This window comes from Bacillus sp. JK62, assembly GCF_053663455.1.
Genome location: NZ_JBSJQA010000002.1, coordinates 213,397 through 230,764, shown reverse-complemented (window position 1 = coordinate 230,764; position 17,368 = coordinate 213,397). Strand labels below are relative to the sequence as shown.

Sequence of the window (17,368 nt, the reverse complement as noted above, 5' to 3'; positions counted from 1 at the left end):
ACAAATAAGCCAGAGGGTTTTGATTATGAATGAATATTGGCATTTTTAAATTCCTGGGTCAGAAGCGGTACCACTTCGAACAAATCGCCGACAATTCCGTAGTCCGCTATTTTAAATATTTCCGCTTCCGGGTCTTTGTTAATGGCAACGATGACCTTACTGTTTGACATGCCCGCCAAATGCTGAATCGCTCCGGAAATGCCGCAGGCGATATACAAATCCGGCGTGACAACTTTTCCCGTCTGGCCGATTTGAAGAGAATAGTCGCAGTAGTCCGCGTCACACGCGCCGCGCGAAGCGCCCACCGCTGCTCCGAGCACCTCGGCAAGTTCTTTTAACGGTTCAAATCCATCTTTGCTTTTTACACCGCGGCCGCCTGCTACGATAATTTTCGCTTCTGATAAATCCACGCCGTCCGCCGTTTTTTTGACTACTTCTTCAATGACCGTCCGCAAATCTGCCGGAGGCGCCGCAAGCTCTTCAATATCACCCGTCCGGTTCGCGTCTTTTTCTAATGCCTGAATATTATTCGGACGAATTGTCGCCAGAATGAAAGGATCGGTTGAAATCACCTGTTCAAAGGCTTTTCCGGAATAGATCGGTCTTGTAAAAACGATGTTGTCTCCGGTAACGCTTACATCCGTGCTGTCTGAAATCAGCCCCGTTTCAAACCGGGCCGCAAGCTTAGGTGACAAATCTTTTCCCATAGAAGTGTGGCCGAAAATGACCGCATCAGGCTTTTCATTTTCGATCAAATCCCCGAGAACCGCGGCATATCCGTCCGCCGTATACTGAGAAAGCCCCGGCGAATCGGCCGTAAATACTTTGTCGGCGCCGTACTGAATGAGTTCTGATGCTGCATCAGCCGCGCCCTTTCCCATCAGCACGCCGATGACATCTCCTCCGCCGGAAATGGTTTTGCCTGCGGCTATGGCTTCAAAGGTGACGTTCCGTAAGGCGCCGTCACGAATTTCTCCGAGTACGATCACTTTTTTTCCCATTCTGACATCCCCCAGTTTCTTTAATATCAGTTTATACGACTTTGGCTTCTTTTCTCAGCAGTGACACAAGCTCTTTCGCCTGCTCAGCGGCTTCTCCTTCGATCAATCTGCCCGCTTCTTTTTGCGGCGGCAGAAAACGTTCGATCGTTTTGAGCTTCGGTGCGGCATCATCTTCATCAATGTCGAGATCATCGAGCTCAAGTTCTTCCAGCGGTTTTTTCTTCGCCTTCATAATGCCCGGAAGCGACGGATAGCGCGGCTCGTTTAAGCCTTGCTGTGCCGTGATGACTAAAGGAAGTGAGGTTTTAATGATTTCGGTATCCCCTTCGTTGTCTTTCTCTGCCACAGCTTCATCGCCGCTGATTGTCAGTTTTGTAATCGTTGTGACGCAAGGAATGTTCAGCAGTTCGGCAAGCCTTGGAGCCACTTGGCCGGAACCGCCGTCAATCGCGACATTTCCGCCGAGAATCAGATCATATTCCCGGTCCTTGAAATAATGATATAAGATAGTTGAAATGGAGTATTGGTCAGGATCGCTCAGATCATCTTCAATATTGATTAACACCGCCTGGTCACAGCCCATCGCAAGGGCGGTTCTCAGTTCTTTCTCCGCATCTTCTCCGCCGACGGTTACGGCGGTCACGGTTCCGCCGTGCTCTTCCTTCAGCTGAATGGCTTCTTCAATGGCGTATTCATCATACGGATTAATGATAAATTCGGCCCCGTCCTCCTGAATCTTTCCTGCTTCAATGACGATTTTCTCTTCTGTGTCAAACGTCCGTTTCATCAGTACAAATAGATTCATATTCTTATCCCCTTTATCTTCGCCCACCGAATTGAGGCTTTCTTTTTTCGAGAAATGCCTGAATGCCTTCTTTTGCGTCATCTGATGCAAATGCTTCCCCAAAGCGCTTTGCTTCAAGCTTTAAGCCGCCGTCATAAGAATAGACCTTGTTTGAATAAAGGAGCTCAAGCAGAGAAGCCATCGACTGCGGGCTTTTTTCCGCAAACTTGCCCGCGAGCATTTTCGCTTTTTGCAGCAGCTCTTCCTCATGTTCGGCGCCTATCGTGACAAGACCGAGGCTGAGCGCTTCTTCTCCGGTCACAGGTTCTGAAGTGCCGATCATTTCAAGCGCTTTCGCCGTACCGACGTACCGGGGAAGCCGCTGCGTCCCGGCAAAGCCCGGAATAATGCCGAGATTCAGCTCGGGCAGGCCGAGCTTTGCATCTAATGTAGCGATTCTGATATGGCAGGCCATGGCAAGCTCAAGGCCGCCGCCGAGCGCAGCGCCGTGAATCGCCGCGATAACGGGCTTCGGAAACCCTTCAATTCTTTCCATCAGCTGCTGGCCTTTATCCGCCATGGCAGAAGATTGCTCAAGATTTTCAAGCGACGTAAATTCCTTTATATCAGCGCCCGCCGAGAAAAATTTCCCCTCTCCGCGAATGATGATGCTTCTGACACTGTCATCTGTTTCACAGCGGTCGAACAGACCGGACAACTCATCTAAAACCGCGCCGGACAGCGCGTTTGCCGGCTGATGATTAATGGTGATCACCGCAACAGATTGTTCTACCGCCATCGAAAGGCTGTTCATCCGTCAACCCCCTTTAGTTTTGATGAATCCCTGACACCAACAGCTCCAATACCTTGTCTGACAAATCCGGAAGATCATATTTCTGATCGTTCATCACCCATGTTGTCACTGTTTCATCTATCGTCCCGAATATCATCTGCCGGGCGAGGCGGACGTCGAGATTGTCTTTCCATTCCCCCGACTTGATTCCTTCGGTCAAAATGGTGTCCAGCATGTTTAAATAACCTTTTAAAATATCATTGATTTTCAGGCGCAGCTTGATATTCGACTGTCTGAGCTCAAGCTGGGTCACAATCGCGAGGTGGCGGTCATTGCCGAGCAGTGTGAAATGCTGCTTAATAACGAGAGCGAGTTTTTCTTTTGCCGTCGTTTTTTCTTTCACTTCTTCTTCCATGCGTTCAATGAACTGGCCCATCTTTTCTTTAAAAAGAGAAATGAGTATATCCTCTTTGTTTTTGAAATATAAATAGATGGTGCCGTCCGCAACGCCGGCCTGCTTGGCGATTTTGGACACCTGTGATTGGTGATAGCCGTTTTCCGCTATGACTTCTACTGCTGCATCAATAATCTGCATATACTTTGGCCGTTTTTGGTTCAATGTCATCGTTCCTTCCTTCGATAAATGAATGACCATTCATTCATAACTTCATGATAAAAAGGAATCCGGATTTTGTCAAGTTTTTCTTTTAAGGCACCTTGTTTTCATGGGAAGCATCTTCCTCTTCGACTAAACGCCTTCTTAATATTTTTCCGACGGCCGTTTTCGGAAGCTCTTTTCTGAATTCGTACAGCTTCGGGACTTTGTACGGCGCAAGCCGCTCTCTTGCAAACGCATCAAGCTCATCGGCATCTGCCTCGGCGCCTTTTTTCAAAACGATAAATGCTTTCACCGTTTCCCCCCTGTAGGAATCAGGAACGCCCGCTACGACGATTTCCTGAACGGCTTCATGCTCATAAAGCGCCTCTTCCACCTCCCGGGGGTAGATGTTGTATCCGCCGGCAATGATGATGTCTTTTTTCCTGTCGGCGATGTAGAAAAATCCTTCCTCATCCATATATCCCATATCTCCGGTAAACAGCCAGCCGTCTCTGATGACACGCGCCGTCTCCTCCTGTTTATTCCAGTAGCCTTTCATGACCTGAGGGCCTTTTACGATCAGCTCGCCGTGTTCATACGGCTCCGCAAGCCCGCCTTTTTCTTCTGAATAGATTCCGGCATCGGTATTGGGCCAGGGACAGCCGATGCTGCCGGGTTTATTTTTTCCCCAGATGAAGTTTGAATGGGTAACCGGTGATGCTTCGGATAATCCGTAGCCTTCCACAAGCTTTCCTCCGGTCACTTTTTCAAATTTCTGTTTGACCTCAACCGGAAGCGCCGCTGAACCGCTCGGACAGCTTTCAATGGAGGACAGATCATACTTATTCAGCTCCGGGTGATGCAGCAGCCCGATGTAAATCGTCGGCGCCCCGGGGAAAACCGTCGGCTTCAGCCTGTCGATTGTTTTCAGGGTATCAAGAGGATTGAATTTAGGAAGAAGGATCATTTCACATCCCTGCATAATGGAAAAATTGAGCACGGCGGTCAATCCGTACACATGAAAAAAAGGCACGATGCCGAGCACCTTTTCGGCTCCCTTTTTCATTTTGTACATCCAGGCGGCGCACATTTCTGTATTGGCCTGAATGTTTCGGTGTGTGAGCATGACGCCTTTCGGATAGCCGGTTGTTCCGCCCGTGTATTGAAGCACGGCGATGTCATGCGCAGGGTCAATATCAAATGGCTCCGCTTCCTCCGCTTTTTCGTTTTTTAAAATATCCGCTAATTTGTGAATTTGTTCGCAGCCGTCATAATCAATATGCACCTGTTGTTTTTGCGTGAGCGTATAAAGCATATTTTTCGGAAACGGCAAAAAGTCTTTTATACTTGTTGTAATAATGCGTTCGACGAGTGATAACGTTTTCATTTTTATCACTTTCGGAAACAGCATATCGAGGGTGATGATCACGCGCGGCGCACTGTCTTTCAGCTGATACTCAAGCTCGTGTTCCGTGTAGAGAGGATTGGTCTGAACGACAATGCCGCCGGCAAACAATACGCCGTAAAAAGCGATGACCGACTGCGGACAATTGGGCAGCATAATGGCGGCTCTGTCACCTTTTTTCAGGCCTGTTTTGCGTAAAAAAGCGGCTAGCTTTAATGAATCTGTGAGAACGTCTTGGAATGTGAGTTTTTTTCCTAGAAAATAAATGGCGGTATGGTTCGGGAATTGAGCTGCGGAGTTTGTCAGATTGGATGGCAGGGTTTGATCGGTAAATTCAAGCTCATGCGGAATCTCTTCGGGATATTGAGAAAGCCATGGCTTTTCAGACTGCATAATACCTCTCCCTTCTGTTTTCCTATACGCTATTATTATAGCAGAAGGGTGATTGGAATGGGAAAGCGTTTCATGTGAAATTTTGAGTTTCAGGAGGTGTTGAGTTTGCTGGAAACGCTGCATTTTGAAGAGGGAGTTCCTATCCTGCGCCAGCTGCCGAAGCCGTTTACGTCGGCCGCCTTTTTGCTCCATCCCTTTGTCCGGATGCCGGATGGGCGGGAAGAGCAAAAGCGCAAACGGCCTTATGAACATATGTATCCGAGTGATGAGGAGATCATCGCGATGGGCAGGCCCGTTTCCTGGCAAACCGTCATGACCGTTTGCGGCCTGCGTTCTGAAAAAGAAACGGCGCTTGCGCTTATGACTGCTGTCACGGCATTGCGGGAGGAATATGCACATCCTGAATCCGCCGAGCGGTTAAATCGGCTCCATCATCCCGATCTGTACTTGCCGAGCGATGATGTCACTTCGCCATTTTTGATTCCGGGACTTTTGGATGTGTTCCGTTCAAAAGGCATAAAGCGCTGCACTTATTATGAGCCGTTCGAAGAGAAAGGCATATTTTTACTCAATCAAACGGCGGCTTCGGATGTATGCGGACTGCTGCGGGCTGACATGATCATTGCCGATGTAAAGCGGCGCGCCGCTTTTATGAGCATATATGATTCTTTTACGACACTCTTTCTTATGGAAGAACAAGACATGCCGTCTGTTGTCCACGCCATGAATTGGGAAGCCGTCATTTGCTCTGATACGGCCTGCATAAACTGGTATTCTCAATAAAAAAAGGCCGCCGATTTGAGTTCGGCAGCCTTTTTTCAGTATTAAGATGTCATGACCAGATAAATAAGTCCGATGAACAGAAAAATCCCCGCTGCCGACAGCAGCACTTTCGCAAGCTTCTCCATTTTTCCCCGTCCCCTTAAATCCCGGCGGCCACCACAAATGACAGGCCGACTGAGATGACAAATGAAATAAAGCCGACAGCTCTGTTATCTTTTTCAATTTCTTTATCAATTTTAAACCGGGGCGTCAGAAATTCAAAGATAAAATAGCTGATTAAAAGCATAATAAATCCGTATACGCCCCAGCCGATCATTTGCAAAAGCGAATTATGCTGGGCGATGCTGTGCTGAAAGACATTCGCGATACCGAGAATTTTCCCTCCGGTCGCCATTGCCACCGCAAGATTGCCTTTTTGGATTTCCACCCAGTTTTTATAGGATGTCACCAATTCAAACACGGTCAGAAAAATGACGAGACACAAGACGGCCACACTGTAATAAGCCGCGATTTCAACAAGCTCATTTTCCCAAAAAGCATTCATGACGTTTTCTCCCTTTTTATTTTAGTTCGACAATCGTTACGCCTGATCCTCCTTCTCCCGCTTCCCCGAACCGCGAGCTTTTCACGCTGCGGTGGTTTTTCAGAAGATCCTGCACCCCTTTTCGGAGGGCGCCCGTGCCTTTTCCGTGAATGATGGACACTCTCGGATAGCCGGCAAGCACCGCGTCATCTAAATATTTTTCGACGCGGCTGAGGGCGTTTTCGTAACGCTCTCCCCTGAGGTCAAGTTCAAGGGATACGTGATAATCCTTCCCTTTTACGGCGGTGATTGCTTTTTCTTTTTTCGGTTCAGGAGCCGATTTGAGAAACTCGAGATCTTTTTCCTTCACCTTCATTTTGAGGATGCCGATTTGGACGTTCCATTCTTTCTCGCCGGTTTTTTCAAGCAGCGCCCCTTTTTGTCCGAATGTGAGCACCTTTACTTCGTCGCCCGGCTTCAGCTCGCGTTTTTTCTCTGTTTTTCTTTCCGGCTGCTTTGATTTTTCAAAAGCCGGCATCGCGTCTCCGAGACGTTTTTTGGCGTCAATCAGCTCGTGTTCCTTAAAGGATCTGTGTTCTTGCTTGATGGACCTGAGCTCGCGGATAATCTGTTCGGCTTCATTTGCGGCGGCTTCCAGTTTTTCAGCAGCTTTCCGCTCGGCTTCTTCCATCATTTTATCTTTTTGGGCGTTCAGCTCAATGATTTGCTGCTGAAGCTCTTTGTGCAGTTTTTCTGCTTCTTTTCTGAGTGATTCGGTTTCAGAAAGCTCTTCATCCGCTCTTTTTTTGCTTTTTTCAAGCGATGCGATCATCAAATCGACTTCGTTATGTTCGGCGGTCATTTCTGACTTCGCCTGGCCGATGATATGCTCCGGAAGCCCAAGGCGTCTTGAGATTTCAAATGCGTTGCTTCGGCCCGGCACTCCGATCAGGAGCTTATAGGTAGGCGAAAGCGTTTCAATGTCAAATTCAACGCTGGCATTCATGACGCCTTGTCTGTTATATCCGTATGCTTTCAGTTCCGGATAATGCGTGGTCGCAAGCACTCTGGCGTTTGTCCGGTGAACTTCGTCAAGGATGCTCATGGCAAGCGCCGCCCCTTCCTGCGGATCTGTTCCGGCACCGAGTTCATCGAACAGCACAAGACTGTTTTCAGACACGTCTTTTAATATATTGACGATATTGACCATGTGGGATGAGAACGTACTCAGACTTTGTTCGATCGACTGTTCATCGCCGATATCGGCAAACACATTGTCAAATACGGCTGCTTCCGATCCCTCGTCAGCCGGTATGTGCAATCCTGCCTGCGCCATTATCGTCAGCAGCCCGAGTGTTTTTAACGTAACGGTTTTACCGCCCGTATTCGGTCCCGTGATGACGATCGTTGAATAATCTCCGCCCAGTTCAATATCGTTGGCCACGACTTGATCTTGGGGCAGCAGCGGATGGCGCGCTTTTTTCAGACGGATAAAGCCGTCTCCGTTCATGAATGGTTTTGTCGCCTTCATCGCTTTTGCGTATCTCGCTTTGGCGAAAATGAAATCCAGTGTCTGCAGCACTTCCACATTTTGAGCGATTTCTTGTGTGTGTTCAGCGGTATGCTCCGTCAGCATCCGGAGAATCCGTTCGATTTCCTGTTTTTCTTTTACTTTCGCCTGCTGAAGCGAGTTGTTCATATCTACGATCGCCTGCGGTTCAATAAACAGTGTCGCACCGGATGAAGATGTATCGTGGACAATTCCGCCGTAGCTTGATCTGTACTCCTGTTTGACCGGGATGACAAAGCGGTCATTCCGAATCGTAACGATGGTGTCAGACAGCATTTTAGAAGCGGAAGATGAACGCAGCATCGATTCAAGCCGGTCTCTGACTCTTGATTCAAGCGTCCTGAGCTGTGTGCGGATTCCCCTTAAAGCGGGAGACGCATGATCAAGCACTTCACCATGGTCATCAATGCAGGAGTTAATCTCCCTTTCCAAATCGCCTAATGTAATCAGCTCTTCTACATGGGCCTGTATCAGCGGAATGCCGACGCCGTCTTCTGTCATTTGGCTGATAAAATGCTTCATTTGTTTAACGGCATACAGCAGCCCGGACAATTCGGTGAATTCCGCCGGCGTCAGCACACTGCCGATTTCCGCCCGCCGTAAAGCGGATCTTATGTCGGTCAGGCCGCCGAACGGAGCATGGCCTCTCAAGCGCATGATTGCGGATGCTTCTTCGACTTCATCCAGCTGTTTTTGGATGTCGGTTAGATCCGTCAAAGGTTTCAGCTGCAGAAGCTTCTCCCGGCCGAGCGATGAGGCGGCATGTGCGGTAATCTGTTCTTTTACTTTATGAAATTCAAGTGATGATAACACTTTTTGCTGCACGGTTTTATGGTCCTCCTTACTTAATCATTGCGCGTCAGAAATGCTTTGACCTCATGTAGCGGCCGGGCGTTTAACACATGTTTTGTCTCCGTCCAGCCTTTGCGCGCAGCGGTCACGCCCGTTTTCATATCATCGAGCATCTCGATATTATGGGCATCGGTATTAATGACCAAAGTCACACCTTTTTCATTTGCTTTGATCAGATGCTCAGTCCGTAAATCGAGGCGCGCGGGGTTTGCATTCAGTTCAAGCGCCGTATTTGTTTTGGCGGCGAGCTCAATCAGCATATCGATGTCGACTTCATAGCCGGCCCGTCTGCCGATCAGGCGGCCCGTCGGGTGGGCGATAATGTCCACGTGCTTATTCGTCAGCGCCTGTTCAAGCCGTTTCATAATGACATGCTCCGGCTGGCTGAAACTTGAATGAATAGATGCGATGACAAGATCCATTTCAGACAGAACACTGTCATCATAATCAAGCGAACCGTCGGGGAGAATGTCCATTTCTACGCCTTTAAAAATATGAAAATGTTCAAATTCAGCGTTTAACGCGTCAATTTCTTCCGCCTGTTTTTTGAGCCGTTCGGCCGTTAACCCGTTGGCTACCTTTAAATATTGGGAATGGTCGGTGATCGCCATGTACTGGTAGCCTTTTGCCATACACGCTTCTGCCATTTCTCTGATGGAAAAAGCGCCGTCACTCCAGGCTGAGTGCATGTGGAGATCGCCTTTTATCGCTTTATGCTCCACAAGGTCCGTTTCTTCCCGGTACGTGTCGACCTCCTGCCCGCTTTCTCTGAGCTCAGGAGGAATAAACGGCAGACCGAAGTGGGCGTAAAACGCTTCTTCGCTCGGGAATGTTTTGACGTCTCCCGTTTCTATGGTTTCTACTCCGTATTCACTGATCCGTTCACCGCGCTCTTTCGCCAGCTGGCGCATTTTAATGTTGTGATCTTTAGAACCGGTAAAATGATGCAGTGTGGTGGCAAACTGTTCCTCTGTCACAAGCCGGAAATCCACACTCGTCTCATATTCAAATGTGAGGATAACCGATACTTTTGTATCCCCGCTCGCTATCACGTCTTTTACGTTCGGGAGGGAAAGAAGCTGTTCTCTGACAGCCTCCGGATGATCTGTAGCGATAATGTAATCCAGATCTTTTACGGTTTCCCGCGCTCTTCTGAGACTGCCGGCCCGGGAATATTTCTGAATATCCGTCAGCCGGGCCAAATGTTCTTCAATGACTGAAGCAATGCTGAGCGCATAGCCGATCGGAAACCGTTCCGGCTGTTTTCCGGCTTCTCCGAGAGCCTGAAGGATTTTCTCCTCCGTTTTTTTGCCGAAACCGGCGAGCCCCTGTACTTTTTGCTGCTCGCATGCTTCTTTCAGCGATTCCGCGTCATGAACACCCAGTTCCTGGTACAGCTTGGCGATTTTTTTGCCGCCGAGGCCCGGAAGCTTCAAAAGAGGAACCAAGCCTTCCGGGACTTCTTTCTGCAATTGGAGAAGCGTGCCGGACACACCTTCCTGCATATATTCACGAATGACGCCGTAGGTGCCTTTTCCGATTCCGGATAAAGACATCATGTCGTCGATTTCCGACAGGCTGCGGTCATCCTGCTCAAGCGCCGCTGCCGCTTTTCGGAAGGCTGATATTTTAAACGGGTTGTCCCCTTTCAGTTCCATATAGACCGCGATCGTTTCAAGCAGCCTGATGATATCTTTTTTATGCATACTGTTAACCCCCAGTCGTTTCCTGCTTTTCATCATACAAATTTTTCTCCTCCGGCACAACTGACGCAGAGCTTGAAAAAAACTTCTCCGGTCAAGAGAAGTTTTTTATGCCCCGTACTGGGCCCACAGTTCTTGCAGGAGCCCTGACAGATACGGCGTATGATGTGTGATGATATTTGCAAGCGTCGATTGTGCGAGCATATCCTGAAGCGCGCTTACCGGCAGTACGGATGCGACGTATAACAGGATAAACGCAAATAAATAGACTTCCAGAAATCCAAGCACCCCGCCCAGCAGTTTGTTGATCTGTTTAATGACCGGAATGCCGGCGATGATATTAAGCGCCGCTCCGATAATCCGGAGCAGAATCTTTGCGATGATAAACAAAATGACAAACGCGATCGCGTTGTAATAAGCCGTCTCCACGTTTCCTTTAATAAAAGACAGAGCCGCCTGCCCGCCGGAAAAATCAGGCGCGGGTATAAAACTCAGATGCGGGGCCAGATTTTTGTAAAAAAGCGCCGCAAACGCAATCGAGAGGATGAAGCTCGTTAAATATATAAATTGGAGGATAAACCCTCTTTTTAATCCAAGCAATGTGCCCATTAAGAGCAGAACTAAGATGATGATATCTATCATATGGTGTTCATTCCTTTTCTTTAAGCTGCCGCTCCAGTATTTCATATTTTTCTTGCAGTTTCATATAATCATGCACGACATTGACCGCAGTCAATACAGCGAGCTTATTTATATCAAGATATGGATTTTTCTCGTTGATTTCTCTCATTTTATCATCAACCATTCCGGCCACATGGCGCATGTGCGCTTTGCTTTCTTCTCCGATAATGGTGAAGTGCTGGCCGTAAATGTTTACTGTCGTTTTGGTTTTTTTGCCGTCAGACAACGTTTCTCCTCCATTCCGCGAGAATCCTAGTTCCTATCATACCACGATTATCGTTTGAATGGAAAGACGAGCCTCGGGCTGTTATGATACACTGGTATATACAGTGAAAAGTGCCAAAAAAGGAGATTATATCGTGTCCCATTCTGTTATAAAAGTATCCGCTTCCGCTATGGAACAAATGAAACAATCCTATGCCGGCTCCCTAACTCCCGCCGTTCCGCAGGGCGCCGTCTTCCAGGCCAAGCCTCCGGGCTGTACCATTACAGCCTACCGCTCGGGCAAGGTTCTCTTTCAAGGAAAAAACGCCGGCACAGAAGCGGCCCGCTGGGGAACGGCTGAGGCGCCGAAAGCAAAGAAAACCGTCAAAAAAGCGGCCGACCCGCTTTACGCTCCCCCGGCGGGCATTGCCTCCATGTCAGTGATCGGCTCTGATGAAGTCGGAACAGGCGATTACTTCGGGCCGATAACGGTTGCCTGCGCTTACGCCGACAAAACAAAGCTTTCTTTAATGAAAGAACTCGGTGTGAAGGATTCGAAGGATTTAAAAGATCCGCAGATTATTGAAATCGCCAAACTGTTAATTAAAACCATTCCTTACAGCCTGCTTGTGTTAAAAAACGAAAAATACAATCAGATGCAGGAAAAAGGCATGAGCCAAGGAAAAATGAAGGCGCTCCTTCATAATCAGGCGATTTCCAATCTGCTGAGAAAAATGAACGGCGTTAAACCGGAAGCGATTCTGATTGACCAATTCGCAGAGCCCGGCATTTATTTTAAGCATCTTTCCGGACGGGATATCGTAAAAGAAAAAACGTTTTTCAGCACGAAAGCGGAAAGCATACATCTTTCCGTCGCCGCAGCCTCTATCATTGCGCGATATTCTTTCTTAATTGAAATGGATAAGCTTTCCCGTGAGGCTGGGATGACGATTCCAAAAGGCGCGGGGCCGCACGTCGATGAAGCTGCCGCCAAGCTGATCATCAATAAGGGAGAAGGTGCGCTCAGAACGTTCACCAAACTTCATTTTGCCAATACGCAAAAAGCGAAACGCCTTGTAGAACGGAAACGGTCATAATAAAAAAGCTTGCAGAATGATCTGCAAGCTTTTTCTTTATCCTCTTAATACCGCTTGATACGTTTCTTCCAGCGCTTTCAGCACGTTTTCATGTACTTTTGTCACTTCTTCTTCTGTCAATGTTTGTTCAGGGTTAACATATTGGAGCGAGAAGGCGACGGATTTTTTGCCCTCTTCCATATGCTCACCTTCGTACACATCAAATACGGTGACTTCTTTCAGCAGCGCGCCGCCGGCTTCTTTGATCACGGCTTCGAGCTGTCCGCTTGTAACGGTTTTATCTGCCACAAGCGCAATGTCGCGCGTGACGGACGGGTACTTCGGAATCGGCGTATACACGACAGGTTCTGTTTCCTCGGTCAGAAGCGCGTGCAGATCAAGCTCGAACACATACGTTTCTTTGATATCCAGCTCTTTTTCCATTGCCGGATGCACCTGGCCGATAAATCCGGCAAGCGAACCGTTCAATAGAATGTTTGCCGTCCGGCCGGGATGCATGTTTTTGCGTTCAGACTGGACAAATTCAACCCGGTCTGACACATTCAATTGATGCAGCAGGCCTTCAACGATTCCTTTGGCGACGAAGAAATCAACCGGCTTTTTCTCACCCTGCCATAAATTTTTGCGCCACAATCCGGTTACAGCTCCGGCAACCCGTTCTTTTTCAACCGGTTTTGTGTTTTCTTCTTTCGTCAGAAATACAGAACCCGTTTCATATAAAGCAACGGAATCAGTCTGTCTGGCCAGATTGTATGAAACGGCTTCAAGAAGATTCGGCACGAGGCTGTGTCTGAGAATGCTTCTTTCTTCGCTCATCGGCAGAGAAAGCATCGTGTTGAATGATTTTTCGATCGCAAAAGCGGCCGCTTTTTTATCATTCGTTAATGAATAAGTGGTCGCTTGTGAAAGACCCGCTCCTTCAAGGAAACGTCTCACTTTCCGGCGTTTTGCCTGATACGGTGTCAAGCCGCCTGTCGTGCCGGCCGTTTCCGGAAGCGTGGACGGAATATTGTCATACCCGTACAATCTCGCCGCTTCTTCAATCAGGTCTTCTTCTATTCTAATATCTCCGCGGCGCGACGGCACCGTTACGACGAGAACGTCTTCAGCTTCACCGACTGCAAACCCGAGGCGCTTGTAAATGCTGATGATTTCTTCTTTAGCGATTGCCATGCCAAGCACGGCGTTCACTTTTTCAACAGACACGTGAATGTTGTTTGCTTCGATTTTCAGATGGTTTTCTTCAACCGTGCCTGAGAGCACTTCTCCGCCGGCATATGCCTGAATGAGACTGCAGGCCCGTTCAGCCGCCAGCAAAACGCGGGCCGGATCAATGCCTTTTTCATATCTGGCGCTCGCTTCGCTTCTCAGTCCGAGGTCTCTCGATGCTTTGCGGACGGTCTGTCCGTCGAAATAAGCGGCTTCCAGTAAAATCGCAGTGGTGTCTTCACGGACTTCAGACTCAGCTCCGCCCATGACTCCCGCAACGGCTTGCGCTTTTTTTCCGTTTGTGATGACCAAATGGCTGCTTGACAGCTTGCGCTCTTGTTCATCCAGCGTCACGATGGTTTCGTTTTCCGCCGCTTTTCTGACGACGACCTCTTTTGAACCGAACCGGTCGTAATCGAAAGCGTGAAGCGGCTGTCCGTACTCAAGGAGGACGAAGTTTGTAATGTCCACGACGTTATTATGCGGGCGGATGCCTGCATTCATCAGCTTCGTCTGCATCCAAAGCGGTGACGGGCCGATTTTGACGTTTTTAATGATTTTTGCGGCATAATGCGGATTGGCCTGCGTATCTTCAATCTTGACGGAAACAGCATCCGCCGCTTTTTCTGCCGCTTTTTCATATGAAGCCTCCGGAAGCTTTACCTCTGCGCCGAGGATAGCCGCAACTTCATAAGCCACGCCAAGCATGTTCATCGCGTCGGCGCGGTTCGGCGTTAAGCCCAATTCTAAAATCGCATCATCAAGCTGAAGGGCCGCCATTGCGTCAGCTCCCGTTTCAGCATCATTCGGAAAAACGAAAATGCCTTCCGCATATTCTTTCGCCACGAGCTTGCTTTCAATGCCGAGCTCCTGAAGGGAACAGATCATGCCGTGAGACGCTTCGCCGCGCAGCTTGGCTTTTTTAATTTTGAAATTGCCGGGAAGCACGGCTCCGACCGTTGCAACGGCAACCTTTTGTCCTTTATCAACATTCGGGGCGCCGCAGATAATCTGAACGGGTTCCTCCGCACCGATATCAACAAGGCATTTGTTGAGTTTGTCGGCATTCGGGTGCTGTTCACGCTCAAGCACGTGTCCGATGACAACGCCTTTTACGCCTTCCCCTTTATACTCAATACCCTCAACTTCAATACCGGCTCTTGTAATTTTTTCTGCAAGCACGGCCGGGTCGATTCCCTGCAAGTCAACGTAATCTTCTAACCATTTATATGAAACAAACATGTGTATCCTCCTCTTACGCCTGTTTAAACTGCGAAATGAATCTGACATCATTGGTATAGAAATGGCGGATATCTTCAATGCCGTATTTCAGCATCGCGATACGTTCAACACCCATTCCGAAAGCGAAACCCTGGTATTCCTCAGGATTGAAACCAGCCATCTTCAGCACGTTCGGGTGAACCATGCCGGCGCCGAGAATTTCGATCCAGCCTGTTTTTTTGCAGACGGAGCAGCCTTGGCCGCCGCACTTAAAGCAGGTTACATCCACCTCGACAGAAGGCTCTGTGAATGGGAAGAAGCTCGGACGGAGCCTGATTTCACGGTCTTGGCCGAACATTTTTTTGGCAACCAATTCAAGCGTGCCTTTCAGGTCGCTCATGCTGATTTTGCGGTCCACGACGAGACCCTCGATCTGCATGAACTGATGGGAATGTGTCGCGTCATCGTTGTCGCGGCGATACACTTTACCGGGACAAATGATTTTGACGGGGCCTTTTCCTTTATGCTTTTCCATCGTTCGCGTCTGCACCGGTGACGTCTGCGTTCTCATCAGCATTTCTTCTGTAATGTAAAAGCTGTCCTGCATGTCGCGGGCCGGATGTTCCTTCGGCAGGTTCAGCGCCTCAAAGTTGTAATAATCCGTTTCCACTTCAGGGCCTTCTTCGACGGTATATCCCATGCCGATAAATAAATCTTCAATTTCTTCAATAACGACCGTCAGCGGATGGCGCCCGCCGATGTTTACCTGACTGCCCGGCAATGTGACGTCAATCGTCTGGCTGCTGAGTTTTTTATTCATCTCTTCTTGTTCAAGCTGTTCATTTTTCGCCGTAATGGCTGCTGCAATGCGCTCTCTCACTTCATTGGCGAGCGCTCCCATTTTCGGGCGCTCTTCGGCGGACAGTTTGCCCATGCCGCGGAGAACTTCTGTAATCGGCCCTTTTTTTCCGAGATATTGCACCCGAATGTCGTTAACTTCTTTTAATGAACCCGCCGCTTCTACTTTTTCTGCAGCTTCCAGTTCAAGCTGTTTAAGCTTCTCTTCCATCATGCATCCTCCTTTTATGTAAACCAAACCGTTCTATGCCTTTTTCAGAAAACAAAAAAACCCGCCCCTTGAGAGAAGGGACGAGTTGTGGCCGCGGTACCACCCTTTTTAAGGCAGACTTCATCTGCCGACAGCTTCATTGACATAACGGAAACGATCGTTCCGGTTCACCTTTACGCGCGTTTGGCGCGGTCCCGGTGACAACTCGAGAGGTGAAAATCAATTTCTGTGCTGCGATAAAAATGCTCTCAGTCAGCGGCATTTTCTCCCTGGAAGGCAGCGTGTGCAAAAATTGACGTCCTCTGTCACGGTTTTTACATTATTGCTATCTATTATAGTGAAATCCAAGGTTTTTCGCAACCTATCCTCTGAGATGATAAACGAGGATGGCGGCCGCTACCGCCACATTCAGCGATTCCGCCTGTCCGTACAGCGGAACGTACAGGTTGAGATCGGTTTTTTGCAGAAGGCCGGCGTCCACTCCCGCCCCCTCGTTCCCGACGATTAACGCGAACGATTCTTCAGGCTTCACGCTTTGATAAGCGGCACCGTTTTCAAGCGCCGTGCCGTAGATCGCGACGCCTTGTGATTTCAGCTCAGCGGTAAACTCATCAAGCGGACGTTTCAAAATGGGAATATGAAAATGAGATCCCTGTGCTGAACGCAGCGTTTTTCCGTTGTACGGGTCTGCCGTTCCCTCACCAAGGACAACGGCGTCGATTCCCGCCGCATCTGCCGTTCTGATCATTGTTCCTAAATTCCCCGGGTCCTGTACGGCATCAATCAGAAGCAGCCGCTTCAGCTGATCAGGCCGCTTATCCGGCATATGGCAGACCGCGGCGATCCGCTGCGGCGTTTCCGTTTCCGTCACGGCTGAAAACGCGTCTTCGCTCAGCACGTAGCACGGAATGCTCATGTCCAGATCGGCCGGGATGGCGCTCTCATCGTTTACGAGAATTTCTTTTACCGTTCCCTTTGATTTGAGCGCTTCTTCTGCCAGATGCTCTCCTTCTATCAGAAATGTATTCGTTTTAAGTCTCTCTTTTTTTGTGTGAAGTTTTTTCCAGTCCTTCACTTTTTGGTTTTTTGCAGAGTCGATTCGTTTCACTTTATGTCTGTGCTCTCCTTTTTTCATGCATGTTGTTATTATATCTCAAGAACAGCACATAATAAACCGCGTGCGCGGTAAGAATATGCGTATCACATTCAGGAAAAAGGAGCGGTTGTAATGGATCTTAATTTACGCAACGCCGTTATTGCCAATGTAACCGGCAATAACCAGGATCAGCTGGAGCATACTATCGTTGACGCCATCCAAAGCGGTGAAGAAAAAATGCTTCCGGGCCTCGGCGTCTTATTCGAAGTTCTTTGGCAGCATGCGTCAGACTCAGAAAAAAATGAAATGCTCAAAACACTTGAAGGCGGATTAAAACCTGCGCAATAAGCATGAACCGGGTGATGGCACACCCGGTTTTTTTGTAT

The 17,368-nt window shown here is 48.7% G+C and carries 16 protein-coding genes; 3 read left to right on the top strand and 13 right to left on the bottom strand.

The window, feature by feature from the left end:
• Positions 1 to 23: 23 nt before the first annotated feature.
• The 5 genes from ACWJJ4_RS06285 to ACWJJ4_RS06265 form a co-directional block, all read right to left on the bottom strand.
• Positions 24 to 1,001, bottom strand: a complete 978-nt coding sequence (locus ACWJJ4_RS06285; protein WP_017418309.1) for an electron transfer flavoprotein subunit alpha/FixB family protein — start codon at positions 999 to 1,001, stop codon at positions 24 to 26.
• Positions 1,002 to 1,032: 31 nt separating this feature from the next.
• A complete protein-coding gene (locus ACWJJ4_RS06280) occupies positions 1,033 to 1,806 on the bottom strand; it encodes an electron transfer flavoprotein subunit beta/FixA family protein (protein WP_007408121.1) in 774 nt (257 codons plus the stop codon).
• 13 nt (positions 1,807 to 1,819) lie between these two features.
• Positions 1,820 to 2,599, bottom strand: a complete 780-nt coding sequence (locus tag ACWJJ4_RS06275) for an enoyl-CoA hydratase (protein WP_102421648.1) — start codon at positions 2,597 to 2,599, stop codon at positions 1,820 to 1,822.
• 13 nt (positions 2,600 to 2,612) lie between these two features.
• Positions 2,613 to 3,197: a TetR/AcrR family transcriptional regulator gene (locus tag ACWJJ4_RS06270; RefSeq protein ID WP_007408119.1), complete on the bottom strand. Its 585-nt coding sequence runs from the start codon at positions 3,195 to 3,197 to the stop codon at positions 2,613 to 2,615.
• Between the two features lie 88 nt (positions 3,198 to 3,285).
• Entirely contained in the window at positions 3,286 to 4,974 is a 1,689-nt protein-coding gene (locus ACWJJ4_RS06265; protein WP_003152545.1) for an AMP-binding protein, read from the bottom strand.
• A gap of 105 nt (positions 4,975 to 5,079) precedes the next feature.
• Between ACWJJ4_RS06265 and ACWJJ4_RS06260 the strand changes: the two genes are divergently transcribed.
• Positions 5,080 to 5,757, top strand: a complete 678-nt coding sequence (locus ACWJJ4_RS06260; protein WP_353575168.1) for a DUF2711 family protein — start codon at positions 5,080 to 5,082, stop codon at positions 5,755 to 5,757.
• A gap of 139 nt (positions 5,758 to 5,896) precedes the next feature.
• Here ACWJJ4_RS06260 and ACWJJ4_RS06255 read toward each other — a convergent pair whose 3' ends face one another.
• From ACWJJ4_RS06255 to zapA, 5 genes are all read right to left on the bottom strand, one after another.
• Entirely contained in the window at positions 5,897 to 6,301 is a 405-nt protein-coding gene (locus ACWJJ4_RS06255) for a DUF350 domain-containing protein (RefSeq protein ID WP_003152541.1), read from the bottom strand.
• Positions 6,302 to 6,317: 16 nt separating this feature from the next.
• A complete protein-coding gene (locus tag ACWJJ4_RS06250) occupies positions 6,318 to 8,675 on the bottom strand; it encodes an endonuclease MutS2 (RefSeq protein WP_454021514.1) in 2,358 nt (785 codons plus the stop codon).
• Between the two features lie 20 nt (positions 8,676 to 8,695).
• On the bottom strand, positions 8,696 to 10,408 hold the full coding sequence (gene polX / locus ACWJJ4_RS06245; protein ID WP_077723170.1) for a DNA polymerase/3'-5' exonuclease PolX: 1,713 nt from the start codon (positions 10,406 to 10,408) through the stop codon (positions 8,696 to 8,698).
• 105 nt (positions 10,409 to 10,513) lie between these two features.
• On the bottom strand, positions 10,514 to 11,047 hold the full coding sequence (locus tag ACWJJ4_RS06240; RefSeq protein WP_003152534.1) for a CvpA family protein: 534 nt from the start codon (positions 11,045 to 11,047) through the stop codon (positions 10,514 to 10,516).
• A gap of 7 nt (positions 11,048 to 11,054) precedes the next feature.
• Entirely contained in the window at positions 11,055 to 11,312 is a 258-nt protein-coding gene (zapA, locus tag ACWJJ4_RS06235; protein ID WP_003152533.1) for a cell division protein ZapA, read from the bottom strand.
• Between the two features lie 133 nt (positions 11,313 to 11,445).
• Here zapA and rnhC point away from each other — a divergent pair, with 133 nt between their 5' ends.
• Positions 11,446 to 12,387 (top strand): ribonuclease HIII, encoded by a 942-nt coding sequence (gene rnhC / locus ACWJJ4_RS06230; RefSeq protein WP_012118136.1) that lies wholly within the window; start codon positions 11,446 to 11,448, stop codon positions 12,385 to 12,387.
• Between the two features lie 36 nt (positions 12,388 to 12,423).
• On the opposite strand, the gene pheT is transcribed toward rnhC, so the two are convergent.
• The 3 genes from pheT to ACWJJ4_RS06215 form a co-directional block, all read right to left on the bottom strand.
• Positions 12,424 to 14,838: a phenylalanine--tRNA ligase subunit beta gene (pheT, locus tag ACWJJ4_RS06225; RefSeq protein ID WP_146277289.1), complete on the bottom strand. Its 2,415-nt coding sequence runs from the start codon at positions 14,836 to 14,838 to the stop codon at positions 12,424 to 12,426.
• A gap of 13 nt (positions 14,839 to 14,851) precedes the next feature.
• Complete coding sequence (gene pheS, locus ACWJJ4_RS06220) at positions 14,852 to 15,886, bottom strand: phenylalanine--tRNA ligase subunit alpha (RefSeq protein WP_003152530.1); 1,035 nt, start codon at positions 15,884 to 15,886, stop codon at positions 14,852 to 14,854.
• Between the two features lie 361 nt (positions 15,887 to 16,247).
• Positions 16,248 to 16,994, bottom strand: coding sequence for a TrmH family RNA methyltransferase (locus ACWJJ4_RS06215; RefSeq protein WP_003152529.1), 747 nt, complete (start codon positions 16,992 to 16,994; stop codon positions 16,248 to 16,250).
• Between the two features lie 120 nt (positions 16,995 to 17,114).
• Here ACWJJ4_RS06215 and sspI point away from each other — a divergent pair, with 120 nt between their 5' ends.
• Positions 17,115 to 17,330: a small acid-soluble spore protein SspI gene (gene sspI / locus ACWJJ4_RS06210; protein ID WP_003152527.1), complete on the top strand. Its 216-nt coding sequence runs from the start codon at positions 17,115 to 17,117 to the stop codon at positions 17,328 to 17,330.
• Positions 17,331 to 17,368 lie beyond the last annotated feature (38 nt).

Bases quoted from the DNA above. Each gene is read 5' to 3' on its own strand.
- polX (WP_077723170.1), bottom strand. From the start codon at position 10,408: ATGCATAAAAAAGATATCATCAGGCTGCTTGAAACGATCGCGGTCTAT.
- pheT (WP_146277289.1), bottom strand. From the start codon at position 14,838: ATGTTTGTTTCATATAAATGGTTAGAAGATTACGTTGACTTGCAGGGA.
- ACWJJ4_RS06265 (WP_003152545.1), bottom strand. From the start codon at position 4,974: ATGCAGTCTGAAAAGCCATGGCTTTCTCAATATCCCGAAGAGATTCCG.
- ACWJJ4_RS06255 (WP_003152541.1), bottom strand. From the start codon at position 6,301: ATGAATGCTTTTTGGGAAAATGAGCTTGTTGAAATCGCGGCTTATTAC.
- ACWJJ4_RS06240 (WP_003152534.1), bottom strand. From the start codon at position 11,047: ATGATAGATATCATCATCTTAGTTCTGCTCTTAATGGGCACATTGCTT.
- ACWJJ4_RS06275 (WP_102421648.1), bottom strand. From the start codon at position 2,599: ATGAACAGCCTTTCGATGGCGGTAGAACAATCTGTTGCGGTGATCACC.
- sspI (WP_003152527.1), top strand. From the start codon at position 17,115: ATGGATCTTAATTTACGCAACGCCGTTATTGCCAATGTAACCGGCAAT.
- pheS (WP_003152530.1), bottom strand. From the start codon at position 15,886: ATGGAAGAGAAGCTTAAACAGCTTGAACTGGAAGCTGCAGAAAAAGTA.
- ACWJJ4_RS06280 (WP_007408121.1), bottom strand. From the start codon at position 1,806: ATGAATCTATTTGTACTGATGAAACGGACGTTTGACACAGAAGAGAAA.
- ACWJJ4_RS06285 (WP_017418309.1), bottom strand. From the start codon at position 1,001: ATGGGAAAAAAAGTGATCGTACTCGGAGAAATTCGTGACGGCGCCTTA.